Annotated in this window: 13 protein-coding genes; 7 read left to right on the forward strand and 6 right to left on the reverse strand. The window is 71.4% G+C overall.

Annotated features, from left to right (window positions below):
• From ACZ5Y0_RS36455 to ACZ5Y0_RS36465, 3 genes are all read left to right on the forward strand, one after another.
• On the forward strand, window positions 1-264 hold a 264-nt coding region (locus tag ACZ5Y0_RS36455), incomplete at its 5' end, for an NADPH-dependent FMN reductase (protein WP_469132924.1).
• 746 nt (window positions 265-1010) lie between these two features.
• Entirely contained in the window at window positions 1011-1379 is a 369-nt protein-coding gene (locus tag ACZ5Y0_RS36460; RefSeq protein ID WP_469132925.1) for a DoxX family protein, read from the forward strand.
• A 370-nt stretch (window positions 1380-1749) separates the two neighbouring features.
• Entirely contained in the window at window positions 1750-2862 is a 1113-nt protein-coding gene (locus ACZ5Y0_RS36465; RefSeq protein ID WP_469132926.1) for an NAD(P)/FAD-dependent oxidoreductase, read from the forward strand.
• Between the two features lie 1637 nt (window positions 2863-4499).
• On the opposite strand, the gene ACZ5Y0_RS36470 is transcribed toward ACZ5Y0_RS36465, so the two are convergent.
• The 5 genes from ACZ5Y0_RS36470 to ACZ5Y0_RS36490 are packed head-to-tail and all read right to left on the reverse strand — an operon-like array spanning window position 4500 to window position 9983.
• On the reverse strand, window positions 4500-5393 hold the full coding sequence (locus ACZ5Y0_RS36470; protein WP_469132927.1) for a Gfo/Idh/MocA family protein: 894 nt from the start codon (window positions 5391-5393) through the stop codon (window positions 4500-4502).
• 34 nt (window positions 5394-5427) lie between these two features.
• Window positions 5428-6627, reverse strand: a complete 1200-nt coding sequence (locus ACZ5Y0_RS36475; protein ID WP_469132928.1) for an ROK family protein — start codon at window positions 6625-6627, stop codon at window positions 5428-5430.
• 17 nt (window positions 6628-6644) lie between these two features.
• A complete protein-coding gene (locus ACZ5Y0_RS36480; RefSeq protein ID WP_469132929.1) occupies window positions 6645-7529 on the reverse strand; it encodes a carbohydrate ABC transporter permease in 885 nt (294 codons plus the stop codon).
• Window positions 7526-8545 (reverse strand): carbohydrate ABC transporter permease, encoded by a 1020-nt coding sequence (locus tag ACZ5Y0_RS36485; protein WP_469132930.1) that lies wholly within the window; start codon window positions 8543-8545, stop codon window positions 7526-7528. Before ACZ5Y0_RS36485 ends, ACZ5Y0_RS36480 begins: the two co-directional genes overlap by 4 nt.
• Before the next feature lie 34 nt (window positions 8546-8579).
• On the reverse strand, window positions 8580-9983 hold the full coding sequence (locus ACZ5Y0_RS36490; protein ID WP_469132931.1) for an ABC transporter substrate-binding protein: 1404 nt from the start codon (window positions 9981-9983) through the stop codon (window positions 8580-8582).
• Between the two features lie 124 nt (window positions 9984-10107).
• Between ACZ5Y0_RS36490 and ACZ5Y0_RS36495 the strand changes: the two genes are divergently transcribed.
• From ACZ5Y0_RS36495 to ACZ5Y0_RS36510, 4 genes are read left to right on the forward strand one after another with little or no spacing between them, the layout of a single operon-like run.
• Complete coding sequence (locus ACZ5Y0_RS36495; protein WP_469132932.1) at window positions 10108-11154, forward strand: zinc-dependent alcohol dehydrogenase; 1047 nt, start codon at window positions 10108-10110, stop codon at window positions 11152-11154.
• 26 nt (window positions 11155-11180) lie between these two features.
• Complete coding sequence (locus tag ACZ5Y0_RS36500) at window positions 11181-11981, forward strand: sugar phosphate isomerase/epimerase family protein (protein ID WP_469132933.1); 801 nt, start codon at window positions 11181-11183, stop codon at window positions 11979-11981.
• Complete coding sequence (locus ACZ5Y0_RS36505) at window positions 11978-13342, forward strand: MGH1-like glycoside hydrolase domain-containing protein (protein WP_469132934.1); 1365 nt, start codon at window positions 11978-11980, stop codon at window positions 13340-13342. Before ACZ5Y0_RS36500 ends, ACZ5Y0_RS36505 begins: the two co-directional genes overlap by 4 nt.
• Entirely contained in the window at window positions 13339-15258 is a 1920-nt protein-coding gene (locus tag ACZ5Y0_RS36510) for an amylo-alpha-1,6-glucosidase (protein WP_469132935.1), read from the forward strand. Before ACZ5Y0_RS36505 ends, ACZ5Y0_RS36510 begins: the two co-directional genes overlap by 4 nt.
• A gap of 651 nt (window positions 15259-15909) precedes the next feature.
• On the opposite strand, the gene ACZ5Y0_RS36515 is transcribed toward ACZ5Y0_RS36510, so the two are convergent.
• Window positions 15910-16563: a DsbA family oxidoreductase gene (locus ACZ5Y0_RS36515; protein WP_469132936.1), complete on the reverse strand. Its 654-nt coding sequence runs from the start codon at window positions 16561-16563 to the stop codon at window positions 15910-15912.
• Between the last annotated feature and the right edge of the window lie 769 nt (window positions 16564-17332).

A 17332-nucleotide genomic window follows, 5' to 3' on the forward strand; every position in this document is an offset into this window, starting at 1 on the left:
CTCTTCGCCGAGTGGAACAACAAGGCCGTCGGCTTCGTCAGCTACGGCGCCATGGGCGGCGCCCGGGCGGTGGAGCACCTGCGCCTCGTCGCCGGTGAACTCCAGATGGCCGACGTACGCGCCCAGGTCGGCCTCTCGCTCTTCCACGACTTCGAGAACTTCAGCGTCCTCAAGCCCGGCGACTTCCAGGTCGAAGCACTGAACACCACCCTCGACCAGGTCCTGGCCTGGAGCCGCGCCCTCGCCCCGCTCCGCGCCGCGTAACGTACCGCCGGAACCAGGAGTACCCGCAACATCGCGGGCGACCGCCGCACACGAGCCGACGCCATCGCACTCGCGGCCGGCGGTGACACTCCAGCGTCATCGGTATCCGCTCGCCTCCGTGGTCCCCTGGGCCCACCGGTAGCCCCCGTCCACCCCTCACGGTCACCCAGGCACCGCGAGCGGGAGCCGGGGGGTCCGCGCGCCCGAGGCGAGCGGACCCCCCGGCTCCACGTAGGCCCGGAACGCTTCGGCCGCCGTCCGGCACCCCTCGTTCCTCGTGACCTGATGCCGCATCCGGAGCGGTCCCTGCCTCATGGCGTCGCGCACGGATCCACCGTGCGCGGCATGGCAGCCTCGCACCGGTCAGGGGCTCCCTCCTCACGACGCACGATCCGCCTCAGGCGCACGGACGGCATACACAGATCGGCCGGGTCCGGCCGGTCGGCCCCTCCTCCGCCACCGCGGCCGAGCGGACACCACGCACTCCGCGGACCGCTCGACGGACGGTGGTGGCCGGCGCGGCAGGACGGCGCACCCACCTCTCCGCCCGCCCGACGGCACACATCATGCGGTACCGCGCCGACGCCGCTCGGACGCCGTCCGACCACCATGGCGCGCTCACCCGCCCGCGCCGGGCCACGGACGGCCACCCCGTCAGGGCCACGTGCCGGACGGTTCACGTCCCTGCCACTGCGGAGCGCGCCGCATGGCCACATCACCTCTCCAGTCTTCGAACAAGGACCATCGTGTACATCGCTGCTGTCATCCTCAGTGCTCTCCTCGCTCTCTTCTCCCTCGCCGCAGGCGCGCCGAAGGCACAGCTCAAGGGCGACGTGCCCGAAGGCCTCGTGGCGAAAGGGCTCAGCTCCGGCCTGGTCCGCTTCATCGGCCTCGCCGAGGTGGCCGCCGCGGTGGGCCTGGCCGTGGGGATCTGGTGGCAGCCCCTTGGCATCGCCGCCGCCATCGGCATGGTCGTCCTGCTCCTCGGCGCGATCACGTACCACGTGAAGTGGGGCGACTACGCGGACAGCTCGTCCCGCAACGCCGCGATGGCCCCCGTGGTGTTCCTCCTGGTCTCGACGGCCGCGGCCTGCACTCTGGCCGCCTCCCTGTGAGATCCGCCCACCGTTCCCGTACTCACTGACGAGTCCCTCAGCGGTCGTCGGACCGAGGTCCGCGGTCGTGCGCGGCACGGCCCGTGACGAGGCCCGCCCGACGCTCACTGCGAGCGTCGGGCGGCAGTCATGCCGCCCGGGCCAGCGGCACCCGGTGCGCGCCGAGGGGGTGCCGTCGCCGCGGACCGCCGTGCACACGCACACGCCGTCTTCACGACGGCGGGGGTACGTGCAGGTTCGGTAGCAGCGAGACCTCGCTCTGAACCAAACGGGTCTCTCCGGGCGTTCAACGAATGGTGCCCCTCGTGGTGGCGCCGCATCCCCGATCCACCCGGAACACTCGGCACGAACGGAAAGTTGTGGGCTGCTCATGGCCTCGAACAGGCGACAAGTCGTCATCATCGGCGGGGGGTACGCCGGCGTACGCCTCGCACGGGAACTGGACACGGACGCCGATGTCACACTGATCGACCTCAAGGAGGCCTTCTTCCACCGGGTCGCGTCACTGCGGGCGAGCACCGACGAAGAATGGACGCACGCCCCTTTCATCCCCTACGACTCGCTCCTGGCCAACGGCCGTGTGGTGATGAACAAGGCCGTGCGCATAGAGACCGACAGGCGGCAGGTCGTCCTCGCCTCCGGGCACCGGGTGCCGTACGACGTACTGGTGCTCGCGACCGGCGCCGACTACCAGGAGCCGGCGCGCTTCACCGGGAACACCGTGGACGAGGCGGCAGCAGCCTTCCGAAGCCACCAGCACCGGGCCGCGGCTGCTCGCAGCATGCTCGTGATCGGGGGCGGCCCTTCCGGCGTGGAACTCGCGGCGGAACTGCGCCAGGCGAACCCTCGCGCCGCGGTGACCCTCGCCCACTCCGGCCGGAACCTGCTCTCCCACAACGGCACCGGCCGGATGGGCCGTCGAGCACGGGCCTGGCTGGAGGGACACGATGTGCGGGTCCTGCTGAACACCTTCGTCTCGTCCGCGGGCGGTGTCGGTGCCCGGCTGCGGGACCAGGCGGGTGGTCCCCTCGACGCTGACGTCGTCTTCTGGACCACGGGTACCACTCCCAACACCCTCTGGCTCCGGCTTGCGGGGCTGGGGTCCTGGCTCGACGGGAACGGCCGCGTCATGGTGGACGACCACCTGAGAGTGCGCGGCCAGCGGGACATCTTCGCGATCGGCGATGTCAACGACGTGTCGGAGGCGAAGCTCAGCCCGTCGGCCGTCGCGCAGGGCGAGGCCACGGCCCACAACATCCGCGCGTACCTCGACCCCGACAAGCACGGGCACAAGTCACGCCCGTACAAGCCGGCGCCGGTGCGGGCCTTCTCCGTGCCCTTCGGGTCCGAGGGCGGCACCACCCTGCTGCCGGCGCTCGGCCGGGACGTCCTCGTGCTCGGCAACAGGGCGACCTCGAAACTGAAGAGCAAGCACCTGATGGTGCCGATGATGCAGAAGCTCCTCGGCCACACGGAGAGGTAGGCGCGCGGAGATCCCCGCCCGGACCCATCGAGCGCTTGCGGGTGCCGGCCCCCTGCCCAGGCCCGGCACCGGGAGTGACTCCTGCCGCGGCCTCGTCCCACGGTTCCGGAATGGCCCGGTGCCCGGTGGCGGATTCCGCCCCTCTCGCACGTGCGTTGCGGGCGTGCGGACTGGTGGCCCGGCCCGCCGGAGCCGACCCGTCCGCTGAGCGCCGCCCGACCGCGCTCCTCCGAAGGGCGTCGGCGTCCTCGAAGCACCCCGCAGACGCGTCACGTCGGCGGGAACAGGGACGGCGCCGTGGAGGCTGTCGCGCGGCTTCGTCAGGCGGGCGTCCTCATCGGGGACGGGCGTGGAACGGCGACAGGCGGGCGGGCGCGTCAGTCGGTAGCGCACACCCGGCGCATGTTGCCGCCCATCGAGCGCGGTCCGGGGACGCCCGCCCCGGAGCGCGCTCGCCGGGATGCGGTGGGTGCGGCCCTCGACCGGATCCGCGCGCAACATCACCCCGCCGACGGCCGGCTTGAGCATCGGCTGCACCGGAATCGCCATGCCGTCGGCGCGCAGGTCCCGTGCGGCCCGACGCGGGGGCCTGTCCCGCCGACCGGAAGTCATCAGGGTGCACCCGGCGGAGGCGAGACGTCCCGGTCCTGGGCGTCCCCGTCCCCGTCGTCGACGGCCGGCACGTTGGCGCCCCGGCGTCTTCGGCGTCCAGCGGCGGCCGGGCCGTCGCGCGCACCGGCGGCCGAGGGCGTAGCCGAGGTTGTCCCCGGTGATGGCGCCCGCGACCACCACGGTCGCGAGCAACGGGGCGTCCAGGTCGCCCTGGCCGGCGATGGCCGCCGCCAGCAGGACGGCTGTCTCCCCCGGCACCAGCAGTCCGAGGAAGGCACTGGTCTCGGCGGCTGTCAGGACGAAGACCACGGCATACGGCCACCATCCGGCCGCCTCGATCACGGCGTCGAGGTGCATGGCCGTCAGCCCGCCTGCCGCGACGGCGAGGGCCCCCGGGCGGGAACCCGGACCGGGGTGCGGGTCCGGAGGGAGCCCACTCGCCCCTGAATCCCAGGCGTCGGCGGGCCGGCGCCGCGCTCCCTGCCCAGGGAGGCCGCTCGCGACGAGCCGGGCCAGCAGGGGTACTCCTGCGGCGAACGAGACGGCGACCAGGGGTTCGGCGGAGGTCAGGACGGAGGTGACGACGGCGCCCAGACCTGCCGTCATGACGACGACACGTACGCGGGGCGACGGAACCGCGGTCACCATGGCGAGGGCTGTCAGCAGGTACCAGCCGGTGAGAGCGCCCGGCAGCGCCACGTACTCCCGGAAGAGGCTTCCTTCCTGCGCCGGGAGGTTTTCGAGGGGCGCCCAGCAGATGTAGGCGAGCCCTGCCCCACTGGTGAGCAGCAACCCGAGCGCGGTACGGGCGTAGATCACCGGCCGCTGGTTCGCCAGCCACAGCAGTACGAAGGGGCCGGTGCCGGCCTGGGGGCACGCCACCAGGGTCGGCCTGCGGTCGCCGCCGTGTCCGCGTGAGAGAGACGGTTGGGCGCGCCCTCCCGGTGGGTCGGGCGCGCACGGCGCTGCCCGTGGGGCTGCGCCCGCGGCTCGCCCGGCCGGCGGACGACGCGGCGCCCGGACGATCAGCCGACCACGATGGCGTCCAGCAGTCCCTGTAGACGCAGGCCGTACCGGGCGTCCAGCTCGGCCGGTGTCCCGGTGCGGACGGCTGTCGCGAACTCCCGGCGCAGGACGGGCCAGCAGTCCTCGTGATCGATCTCGGCCGTGTCGTAGACCAAGGGCTCGGCGGGACCGAAGAGTTCCACCCGCGTGATGGCTCGTCGGACGTTGACCGAGCCGGACAGCGACGCCTGGCTCACGGCCCCGTTGACGTGTTCGCAGGTCAGCTCGATCCATCGGCGCGGGTCGCCGGTGGTCCGGATCCCGGCGATGGGGCCGACCGCCGTGTCCAGCAGATCGATCAGGTGCGGGCCGAGATCGAGCAGGGCGCCGTGTTCGAGGCGCCAGCCGGTGGCCATCTCGCCGCCGAGGAAGGCGCCGTGGAGGTAACAGGAGCGGGCCCCGGAGACTTCGAGGGCACGCGCGGCATCCAGGAAGGCACGGGTGGTGGGGTGATACCGCTTCGTGAGAACGAACTGGGACACCACGCCCGCCTCGGCGACGGCGTCCGCCACGCGCCGGGCGGCTCGCAGGTCGGGACCGAGAGGCTTTTCCAGGAGGAGGGCCTTGCCGGCCTTCGCGGCCAGGGGGGCCAGTTCGGCCTGGACGCCGGGCGGCACCGCGAAGGCGACGGCCTCACAGTGGTCCAGCAACTCGTCGAAGTCGGCCGCGACATGGGCCGCGTAGGGCGCCGCGGTCTGCCGCGCCGCGTCCGTGCGACGGGCCCAGACGGCGGTCAGTTGCGTCTCGGGACCAGCGGCGAGGACGCGGGCGTGCATCGCCCGTGCCCACGGGCCGGCGCCTACGAGCCCCACCGCGACGGGTCGGTGGGGCCAAGGGGAGGGATGGGTGGTCACGGCTGCTTCCTTCTGGCTCTCGGTGGCGCGACGGTCACAGGGACAGCCGGCTGAGACGGTCGTCGGCGTGGTCGGAGGAGTAGAGCAACCTGACGACCATGGCGGCGGCGCCTGCCAGGCCCGCACGGTCGCCGAGTCGCGAGGAGACGATGGTGAGATTCGCGGTCGTCCGCGGCATCGCCCGTTGGTAGAGGACTTCGCGCACGCCGCTGATGAACGGAACTCCGGCGAGATCGCCGGCGATCATCAGAACGCCCGGGTTGAGGAGGGTGACGACGGTCGCCAGCACAGCGCCGACCAGCTGCCCGGCCCTCTGGGCCAGACGGATCGCCTCGGGGTGACCTTCGGCCAGCAGGCGGCGCACGTCGGAGCCGGAGGCGGTCGGCAGGCCCAGTTCGGCCAGTGTCCGTGCCAGCGCCCTGCCGCTGGCCACCGCGGCGAGACAGCCGTACGAGCCGCACATGCACAGGGCCTCGGGGTGATCATGCAGACGGATGTGTCCGATGTCTCCGGCTCCGCCGTCGATGCCCCGGTAGACGTCGTCGCCGATCACGACACCCGCGCCGATGCCGGTGGAGACCTTGACGAGGACGAAGGAGGCGCAGTCGCGGTAGTTGGCCTGCTGCTCGGCCAGCGCCATGAGGTTCGCGTCGTTGTCGACGAAGACCGGAATGGGCCCGGGCTCGCCACCGTCGCCCACGTGCAGGGCGTAGGCCTCCTGAAGGCGCTCCCGGATGGGGTACTGGTCCCAGCCGGGCATGATCGGCGGCTGGACGACCCGGCCCACCTCCCAGTGGACGGGCCCGGGCACGGACAGACCGATGCCGCAGATGGCGGCCGGGGTGACACCGGCCGCCCCGATCAGGTCGGGCAGCCAGCCGGCCACCTGGTCGAGAACCTGATCGGGACCTTCGGCGATGTCGAGTTCTCCGGTGTGCTCGGCCAGGACGGTTCCCGCGAGATCGAGTACGGCGACGCGGGCGTGCCGGGTCTCCAGGTCCACCGCGATGACCGAGGCGTGGCCGGGGTCGAACTCGATCTGTTCGCACGGGCGGCCGCCCGTGGAGGTGCCGGTCGTGTGGCGCAGCCAGCCGGCGCGGTTGAGCAGGTCGAGTCGCTGCCCGACGGTGGAGCGGGAGAGCCCGGTGGCGCGTTGGAGGTCGGCGCGGGTGTTGGCGCGGCCGCCGCGGATGAGTTGGAGCAACTCGCCGGCGCTGACCTGGTTTGACGTCATCGGGTCTCCCTCACAGTTCAGCTCTTGTCGGCGCCGCTGGTCAGGCCTTCGGTGAGGAGGCGTTCGGCGGCGAAGAACAGAAGTACCACGGGGATGGTCAGCACCACGGAGCCGGCCATGAGGACCGTCTTGGGCACCTCGATGCCGTTGGACAGCTGGGCGAGTCCGAGGGAGACGGTCCACTTGTCGGGGTCGGCGGCGAGGAAGAGGAGAGCGAAGAGGAACTCGTTCCACGCGATCATGAAGACGTACAGGCCGGTCGCCATCAGGGACGGCAGGGCGAGCGGCAGGATCACCTTGCGCATGGTCTGGATCCGTGAGGCTCCGTCGAGCGCCGCCGCCTCCTCGATGGAGGCGGGGATGGTGACGAGGTAGTTCTTCAGCATGTAGATCGTCACGGGCACGGTCTGGGCGACGTAGACGATGGCGAGGCCGACCAGGCTGGAGGACAGTCCGATCTTGGCGAAGATGACGAACAGCGGGACGGCCAGCAGCGTCGTGGGGAAGAGGTACACGGCGAGGAAGAGCGCGCTGATGTGGCGGTGGCCGAAGAACTTCAGCCGGCTGACGGCGTAGGCGCCTGGCACGGCGGCCACGAGGGTCAGGAGCACGGTGCCCAGCGACACCAGAGCGGAGTTGAGCAGGAAGTTCAGGAATCCCTGTCCGCCGGCGTCGGTGGAGCGCAGGACGTCCCGGTAGGTGGTCAGGGTGAAGTCCTTGGCGGACACCCACAGGGAGCCGGGGTCGAGCAGGAGCGCGTCGATGGGCTTCAGCGACAGCAGCACCATGTAGTAGAAGGGCAGGACGGTGATCAGCACCAGGAACGCGATGACGAACCAGCGCAGGACGCCGAAGAACCGATCCTCGAACTGGGCCCGGGTCAGGGCCGTCTTGCGGGTCACGCTTCCTCCTGGACCTTGTTGCCGAAGAACTTGAAGTAGAGGCCCAGCAGGATCACCAGGCAGGCGGCCAGGACGAGTGCCTGGGCTGCCGCGGCTCCCACGTCGTAGCGGGCGGTGAGGAAGTCGTAGACACGCACGGCGGCGACGTCGGTGCCGGCTCCGCCTCCGGTCAGCAGGTAGACGTCGTCGAACTTGTTGAAGGTCAGGATGAACCGCAGCACGGACAGCAGGGCGATGACGGGCATCAGTTGGGGCAGCAGGATGTGCCGGAAGCGCTGGGTGGGGGTGGCCCCGTCGACCAGCGCGGCCTCCTCCAGCCCGTCGGGCACCGCCTGGAGGCGGGCGAGGATGAAGAGGAAGGCGAACGGGAAGTAGCGCCAGGTCTCGAAGGCGACGACGGTCAGGAGGGCCAGCGGGATGTCGAAGTGCAGGCCCAGCAAATGCACTTCGTACGCGCGGGTGGACAGGAACGCGATGGGGTCGTCCCAGCCGAACAGCCGCCGTCCCCAGTCGTTGACGATGCCGTACTGCGGGCTGAGCGCGACCTCCCAGACGAAGGCGACGGCGACGACGGGTGCGCAGTAGGGCAGCAGCATCGCCGCGCGCACCAGTCCCCGTCCCCGGAAGGGCTTGCGCAGCGCGAGCGCGGCGATCAAGCCCAGGCCGATGGAGCCGAAGGTGGCCCCGGCCGTGTACAGCAGTGTGGTGGAGAGGCTGGACCAGAAGCCGGCCGAGTCGAAGACCTGGGTGAAGTTGTCCAACGACCAGTGGCCGAACAGGCCCATGCCCTGGATGTCGACGAGCTTGGCCTTCTGGAAGGCGAGCAGCACGGTCCAGGCGATGGGCAGGACGACCACCACGAGGACCACGAGGAAGGTGGGGGAAACGAACGCGAGGCCCGCACGGTTCTCGCGTCGGCTGGCGGTCATCGGACGCCGGACCGGTGTGGCGGGCCGGGCCGACGACCGGGTGTCGGTGTCCCGGCGCTGCGGCGCGCCGGCTGGGGCTGTAGTCATGAGGGAGGGACCTTCGTGGGGTGCGGGTGGGCGGCTACTGCAGGGACTTCTTCAGGGCGGTGACCTCCTCGTCGGCCTCGTGCGCGGCCTCCGAGGGAGAGGTCTGACCGCCGGACATGGCTCCGATGGCCTTGGGCACGGGCAGTTCGCCGTTGGTGGCGCCCACCAGGGCGCCCTCGCCCTGGGTGATGCCCCAGCGCCGCATGTTGCTGACGCCGTCGGCGAGCTGGTCCAGCAGGCTCTTGGGGAAGACCTCGTCGAGGGGCTTGCGGGTGTCGACGCCGATGTCGCTGTGGCGCCACGCGTCGAGGTAGCGTCCGGGTTCGGCGGCGGTGCCCTTGCGGACCGGGATCTTGCCCTCGGGTGCCAGGCCGAACCAGGACTCGTAGCCGGTGCCCATCATGTACTCGATGAACTCCCGCGACGCCGCGGTCTCGGCCGTCTTGGTGGTCACCCAGGAGGTGATCTCACCGAACTGGGCGGCGTCCTTCGCGTCGGGCCCCCGCATCGCGGTGACGATGCCGCTGTGGTCCGACAGGTAGCGCGGGTCCTTCTTGCACTCGGGACAGCTGGGCAGGGCGTCCTTGCGCAGTCCGGCGAGCTCGTCCAGCAGGAACGAGGACCAGATGACCATCGAGGACTGGCCGGAGAAGTAGGTGGCGCGGGTGGAGTCCACCGTCTGGGTGCCGGGAGCGCCGTAGGCGCGCGTGAGCTGATCGTAGGTCTTGAACGCGGTCTGGCACTGCGGGGAGTCGAGGGCGACCTCGTGCCGGTCGTCGACCAGTTGGCAGTCGTTGGCCAGGGCGATGCTCTCGAAGCTCTGCGAGGTGAAGGCGTCGCTGGGGTCGGTGGCCGCCGAGATGCCGTCGTGGCCCTTGGTGGTGAGCGCCTTGGCGGCGGCCAGGGTCCTGGCATAGGTGTCGGGGGCCGCCAGGCCCTTCTTCTCCAGCTGGTCCTTGCGGTAGACCAGCAGCTGGAGCCAGGCGTCGGAGGGCACGCCGAGGCTGGTGGAGCCGTCGGAGGTCAGCTCCAGCGCGTTGGCGTTGAAGGTGTCCCGTCCCAGTTCGTCGACGATCCGCTTCGGGATGTCGGTGTTCAGCAGGCCGTTGCTGTACATCTGCCAGACCTGGCCCATCGGGGCCGCGCCGATGACGTCGGGCAGCTTCCCGGAGGCCGCCGCCGACATGATCAGCTGCGGCATCTGCGCCTCGTCGACCCCCACGAGGCGCACCTTGATCCCGGTCTTCTTCTCGAACCCGCCGATGACCTTCTGCGTCGCGGCGACCCGGTCGGGGAGGTTCTCCTGGGACCAGACCGTGATCTCACGGTCCGGCTTGCCGGGCCCGGTACTGCCCGCGCAGCCCGACAGCAGCCCGATTCCCAGGGCTGCTGTGATGCCGACCGTGGTCGTCCTCGACCTCAGGGTCTTGATGCCCATCACGTTTCCTCGTTCCGACTTATGTCAACCTGGAACGCATCACAGCATCTGTTTTGCGTGTTGACAAGACATAACTTCGAGATATTGTCGCCACAACCCCATTCGCAACCCCTCCGGAGCCCCCGTGGAACGCGTCGTCCAATTCACCGGCCCCCGTCAGGTGGAGGTAGCCGAGCACCTCAGCGCCGAACTGCCGCCCGGCCATCTGCGAGTCCGCACCCGCTACTCCGGAATCTCGGCGGGCACCGAACTCACCGCCTACCGCGGCACCAACCCCTACCTGACCCGGACCTGGGACCCCGAGGCGCGACTCTTCCGCGACGGCGCGCCGGGCATCGAGTACCCGGTGGCCGGCTGGGGCTACTCGGAGGTCGGCGAGGTCGTCGAGGTGTCTCCCGAGCTGGTGGGCACCCCGGGCATGCCCGTCCCCGGCGACCTGGTCTGGGGCATCTGGGGCCACCGCAGCGAGGGCATCGTCCCGGCCGAGCGCATGATCGGTCACACCCTGCCCGCCGGACTGGAGCCACTGGCCGGAGCCTTCGCCCGGGTCGGCGCCATCGCGTACAACGCCGTGCTGGCCGGCGACATCCACGTCGGCGAGGACGTCGCGGTGTTCGGGCAGGGCGTCATCGGCCTGCTCACCACCCGCCTCGCCCAGCTCAACGGAGCCCGCGTCACCGCGGTCGACGCCCTCGACGGCCGCCTGGAGACCGCCAGGCGCTACGGCGCCCACCACACCCTCAACGCCCGCACCGACGCCGTCGCCGAGCGCGTCCGCGAGGCCACCGCCGGGCTCGGAGCCGACCTCGCGATCGAGATCAGCGGCGCCTACCCCGCCCTGCACGAGGCCCTGCGCTCGGTGGCCGCCGGCGGCCGCGTGGTGGCGTCCGGCTTCTACCAGGGCGACGGCATCGGCCTGCGCCTGGGCGACGAGTTCCACCACAACCGCGTCCAGCTGATCTGCTCCCAGATCGGCGGCGTTCCCCCGCAGTTGTCCAACCGCTGGACGGTCGAACGCCTCCAGCAGACCTTCCTGCGCCTGGTCGCCGAGGGACAGGTCGACGTGGCGGCCCTGGTGAGCCACGTCGTCCCGGCCGCCGACGCCGCCGACGCCTACGTACTGCTGGACGAACGTCCCGCCGAGGCGCTCCAGGTCGTCCTGGAATTCTGAGACCGGATCCTCCGAAAGGCCCCCTCATGCTCAAGACCGCGGTCCAGGAACAGCTCCTGCCCGGAGACACCCTTCAGGCCAAGTGGGATTTCGCCCAGCAGGCCGGCTACGACGCCGTCGAACTGCGCGCCAAGGGCGACTTCCACTTCGCCTCCCGCCTCGACGAACTCCGGCAGGCCCGCAAGGACGGCGTGGTCATGCCGACCGTCTGCGTCGACATGCTGCACTTCCTCGGCGCCTTCGACGACGAGCTGCGCCGCGACGCCGTCGCGCAGATGAAGTCCCAGCTCACCGTGATCGCCGAGATCGGCGGCGTGGGCGCCCAGACCCCCGCCTCCTACGGCATGTTCTCCCGTCGGCTGCCGCCCTTCGAGCCGCCGCGCACCGAGGAGGAGGACCGCGAGGTGCTCCTGGCCGGGCTGACGGAGCTGGGTGAGCACGCCCGCAAGGAGGGTGTCACCCTCTTCCTGGAGCCGCTGAACCGCTACGAGGACCACATGGTCAACCGGCTCGAGCAAGCCGCGGACCTGATCCGCGCCGTCGGCCTGGACTCGGTCCGCATCGGCATCGACAGCTACCACATGAACATCGAGGAGACCGACCCCGCCGCCGCGATCCTCGCCCACGCGGACGTCATCGGCCACGCCCAGGTCTCCGACTCCAACCGCTTCCAGCCCGGCGCCGGGCACCTCGACTGGCCCGCCTGGCTCGGCGCCCTGCACACCATCGGCTACGACGGCCACCTCGCCCTCGAGTGCCGCCTGACCGGTGACCCCCTCGAAGCAGTCCGCTCCGTCCCCGACTTCCTCAAGAGGTCCGGCGCGTGAATTCGCTCGAGGGCCTTCTGGACCGGCCCGCGCCCGCCACGCCCGCAGACCTGACCCTGCGGCGTGGCGCGGCGCGGGTCCTCATCGACAACTGGACCGGCACCTCCACCGTTCCGTCCCGCACCCTCTACCCCCACCAGTGGAGCTGGGACTCGGCGTTCATCGCCATCGGACAGCGCCACCTGTCCGCGCGCCGCGCCCAGCGGGAACTGGAGTCGCTGCTGGCCGCGCAGTGGGCCGACGGACGCATCCCGCACATCGTCTTCAACCCCGCGGTGGCCGCCGACGCGTACTTCCCCAGCCCCGACTTCTGGCAGTCCTCCCGGGCCGGCCGGGCAGCAGGCGCCCCGCCGGCCCCGCAGACCTCGGGCATCGTCCAGCCGCCGGTGCACGCCCTGGCGGCCTGGCTCGTACACCTGGCCGATCCGGAAGAGTCCCGCCGCAGGGGCTTCCTCGCCCGCGTCCACCCCCGCCTCACCGCCTGGCACGACTATCTCCTGACCCGCCGCGACCTCGGTGGCCAGGGACTTGCCGCCGTCGTCCACCCGTGGGAACCCGGCATGGACAACAGTCCCTGCTGGGACCGGGCCCTCACTCGTGTCGAACCCGCCGCTCCCGACACGTTCCGGCGCGCCGACCTCGACCACGGACACCCCGCCGACCGGCCCACCGACCTGGACTACGGCCGCTACGTCCGGCTGGCCGCCGACTACCGCGAAGCCGGCTACGACGACCGGGCCGTGCGGCACCGCTTCGCCATGGAGGACCCGTCCTTCAACGCCCTGCTGATCACGAGCGAACTGGCCCTGGCCGCGGTGTCCCGCGAGTTGGGCCGGCCCGAGGAGCAGCACACCCGGCGGGCCGACCGACTCACACGCACGCTGGTGGAACGGCTCTGGGACGAGGAGGCGGGTCTGTTCCGGGTGCGCGACCTCTACGACGACACCCTGGTCGACGAACGCAGCGTCAGCGGACTGGTCCCCCTGCTCGTCCCCCACCTGCCCGCAGGCCTGGTCCGGCGCCTGCGTGCCACCCTCCTCGGTCCCCACTTCAGGGCCCCGGCCACGGAACTCGTCCCCAGCTACGACCTGACCGGCCACGCCTTCGACAAGCACCGCTACTGGCGTGGTCCGGCCTGGTTCAACACCGCCTGGCTGATCCACCGGGGGCTGCGCACCCACGGCCTCCAGCAGGACGCCGAGCGGATCCGCGAGGGCTTCCTCGACCAGGCGAAGCGCTCCGGGTTCGCCGAGTACATCGATCCGGACACCGGCGCGGGCCGCGGCACCCGGCACTTCTCCTGGACCGCCGCCCTCGCGCTGGACCTGATCCGCGCCGGAAACGAGGAGCTCCGACCATGACCGCCGACACCCGCATCCAGCTGGTCCGGGACGCCACGTTCGCCCGTCTGACGACCGACGGGGCGATCACCGGCAGCCTCGGCACCGCCCCCGACGGACTGTTCGTCCAGGACGCCCGGCACCTCAGCCGCTGGCAGCTCACCGTCGACGGAACCGACCCCGTCGCCCTGGTAGCGGCCACCGCGGAGACAGACGACACGGCCTCCTGCGTGCTGACCCCGGAAGGCACCCGGGACAACCCGCCCGCCTACAGCGTGTTCCGGCGGCAGAGCGTCACCGCGGGCACGTTCACCGAGCACCTGCGACTCGTCAGCAACCGCCCCGGCCCGGTGACCGCCCGCGTCGACCTCACCGTCGACGTGGACTTCGCCGACCTCTTCGAACTCCGGGCCGACGACCGCCGGTACGACAAACCAGGGGCCGAACGCGAGATCCGCGCCACCCCCGACGGGCTGCGACTCTCCTACCGCAGAGCGGACTGGCACGCCCACACCGACCTCGTCTGCCGTCCCGCCCCGGACACGGTCGCCTCCGCCCGGTCCGGTACCCGGGCCACCGCCCGCACACTGAGCTGGCACGTACCTCTCGACGCCCACGGCTCGGCCGACCTGCACCTGACCGTCCACGCCCGGCCCCACGGCCGGCCGCCGCACACCGGCACCGCCGAACAGGCCCCGCGATCACGGGCGTTGGCGAAGGCGGAGGCATCGGACGACCTGGCCCTCGCCTGCGCGCGCGGCCTGGCCGACATCGACCTGCTGACCATCCCGGTCACCGGCGTGGACGGCGAGGACGTACGTGTCCCCGCCGCCGGCATCCCGTGGTTCCTCACCCTTTTCGGCCGCGACTCACTGCTGACGTCCTACTTCTTGCTGCCGTACCGGCCCGCGACGGCGGCCGCCGTCCTGAGCGCGCTCGCCGCCACCCAGGGCGAACGCCACGACGCCTTCAGCGGCGAGCAGCCCGGACGCATCGTCCACGAGACCCGGCACGGCGAACTCGCCCATTTCCGGCAGGTTCCCTACGGCCGGTACTACGGCGCCGTCGACGCCACCCCGCTCTTCCTGGTCCTGCTCCACGCCCACCACGAGACGACCCGCGACCCCTCGCTCGCGACCCGCCTGGAGACACACGCCCGGCGCGCCGTCGACTGGATGCTCACCGACGGCGGCCTGGACGAGCACGGCTACCTCGTCTACAGCCCCGATCCCGGCGGGCTGGTCAACCAGAACTGGAAGGACTCCGCGGGCGCCATCTGTTTCGGCGACGGCACCCAGGCCGAGGGGCCCATCGCGGTCTCCGAGGCACAGGGATACGCCTACGACGCGCTCCTGCGCACGGCCGAACTCGCCCAGGGCGTCTGGCGGGACGAGGCGTACGCGCGTCGGCTCCGCGACACCGCGGCCCGGCTGCGGGACCGCTTCGCGGCGGACTTCTGGATGCCGGAGGCCGATTTCCCGGCCCTCGCGCTGGACGGTGCCGGCCGCCAGGTGGACGCGCTGGCCTCCGACGCGGGACACCTGCTCTGGTCGGGCATTCTCGACCCGGAGAAGGCGCGCCGCGTGGGGCGTCGGCTGCTGGAGCCGGACTTCTTCTCCGGCTGGGCCGTCCGCACCCTCGCCGCCGGTCAGCGCCCGTACCACCCGCTGTCCTACCACCGGGGCAGCGCGTGGCCCCACGACAACGCCGTCATCGCCCTCGGTCTGGCCCGGCAGGGCCTCACCGGCGAGTTGCGCACGCTCACGGAGGGGCTCGTCGCGGCGGCGGTCCGGCACGAGTACCGCCTGCCCGAGGTCCTCGCGGGCTACGACCGCTCGGCCACCTCGGGGCCGGTCCCCTATCCCCACTCCTGCTCACCGCAGGCCTGGGCGGCCGCCACCCCGCTGGCGCTGCGGACCGCGCTCGCACAGGCGTGAGACACGCGGTCCTCCACCCTCTTCGCCCTTGACATCGCACGGGTCCCGTCCTGCGGAAACCTCCGGGGGTCGGCAGGACGGGACCCGACCGTGCGACTCAGCCCGGTAGGGGCGGCCGGCACGCGTCTCCGGCGGCGTGCCATCCCCCCGTACCCGACCGTTCCGGTCCGCCCGAGCGAGCCCGAGGACGGGGCCCGTCACGTCGGACCGGATCACGCCGACTCGTCCCGCACGTTTCCTGCAGCTCGGCGCCCGTACAACGGCGATGGGCTGATCGCCGAGCGAGCTCCGGAGAGGCACGGCGCGGCGTGCGACACGTACGGGGGCGATCGTATGATCTCGATCCCCGCGGGCGATGCTCCTCGGCCCGTCCGTCCGTCCCGCTCGGGTTCGTGGCGACCTCGTTGAGAAATCCTCGCCCCGACTCGCCCAGTCACTCGGTCGGTGTGGAAGAGCTCGGGATCAAGCGCAATGATCTCGGGTCCGGGCGGCCCATGGGATCCGCGGACTCGGGCGGCTGTACGGTGCGGCCGTCACCTTGGGCGCCACACACCTCAGGCGCGCCGCAGAGCGACCATGGCGCGGCTGGCGTCACCGTCGGCGCGCCCCTCGGCTAGACCCCGTCCCGGTGCCGGCGGGATTGTGCGCGGTTCAGCTGAAATCGGGGCCGCTGGTGCGGGTGCGTTTGATCTCGTAGAAGCCCGGCATGGAGGCCACGGTGAGCACGCCGTCCCACAGCCGGGCGGCGTCCTCCCCCTTCGGAGTGGGATTGACGACGGGGCCGAAGAAGGCGGTGGGGGCGCTGCCCGCGTGCGGACCGGGGACAGCGATGATCGGGCTGCCGACGTCCTGGCCGACCAAGGTGATGCCCCTGTGGTGGGATGCCCGCAACTCCTCGTCGTAACGGTCGGTCTCGCCGGCGTCGGCCAGGTCCGCCGGGAGCCCGGCCTCCCTCAGGGCGGCTTCCAGAGTCGTCCGGTTCTTGGGCTGCTGCTCAAGGTGGTAGCGGGTTCCGAGAGCGGTGTAGAGGGGTTCGAGCACCTCGGGACCATGAATGAGGCGTGCGGCGGTCAGTACGCGCACCGGTGCCCACGCCTCCCCCATCAACGTGCGGATGCGTTCGGGCAGCTCGTCCAGGCGGTTCTCGTTCAGGACGGACAGACTCATGACGTGCCAGGACACCTCGACGGGTCGAGCCTTGACGACTTCGAACATCCAGCGGGAGGTCAGCCAGGTCCAGGGGCACACGGGGTCGAACCAGAAGTCGACGGTGGTCACGGACGCGGGTGCTGAGGATGTGTGCACGGGAACTCCAATGGTCACCACGGCGTGGTCGATGTCGGCCGGACGGGTCGACTGGATCGGCGGGAGTGAAGCGGCGGCAGTGCCACGGTAAGCACGCACGCCGCCTGCGCGCCTGTTCGGCCCGCCATCTCCGACCACCACATGACCGACCGGTCGTCTACAAGGTAGGCGGTCGCAGTACACGTGTCAAAGAAGAGGCAACCGCCGATCTCCCGGCCTGGCAGGACCGCGCCTCCTTGGTTCTCGTTCCGTCAGGTCAGGTGCAGGGCGGGAAAGGCCTGGACGAGGTCGGCGATCCGGGTGGTCGGGACTCGGCGGCCCAGCAGTCCGAGAGTCCGGAGGACCCCTATGAGTCATTTCGGCGGCGTAACCCTGCGTTCCGCTCCGGCTCAGCCACACGCTCGCGACCTCTGACCAGGGTGCCGCACGAGGCCGGTGCGGCGGTAGCCGTCGGCGATGTCGGGACCGCGTGACGGGCCAATCCTCCGCAGGAAGGCGAGCCGGGGATTCCGGCGGGTGGCGGCCCACGTTCGGGATTCCGTCACCCGCCGAACCGGTGTGCCGAACACTGGCGCACGTGAGCGCCCGAATGCGGAGACGGTCTGCTGCGCATTCAGCTCGCCACACCATCGGTCCCCACCTGCAAGCCTCGTGCGCGCCGCGTCGGGCGAGCCGCTAGCGCAGTGACCGGAACGCCGTGCGGATCTCCCGGGACAGCAGCTCCGGCTGCTCCCAGGCGGCGAAGTGGCCGCCCTTGTCGACCTCGTTC

Source organism: Streptomyces sp. NPDC033216 (genome assembly GCF_055577115.1).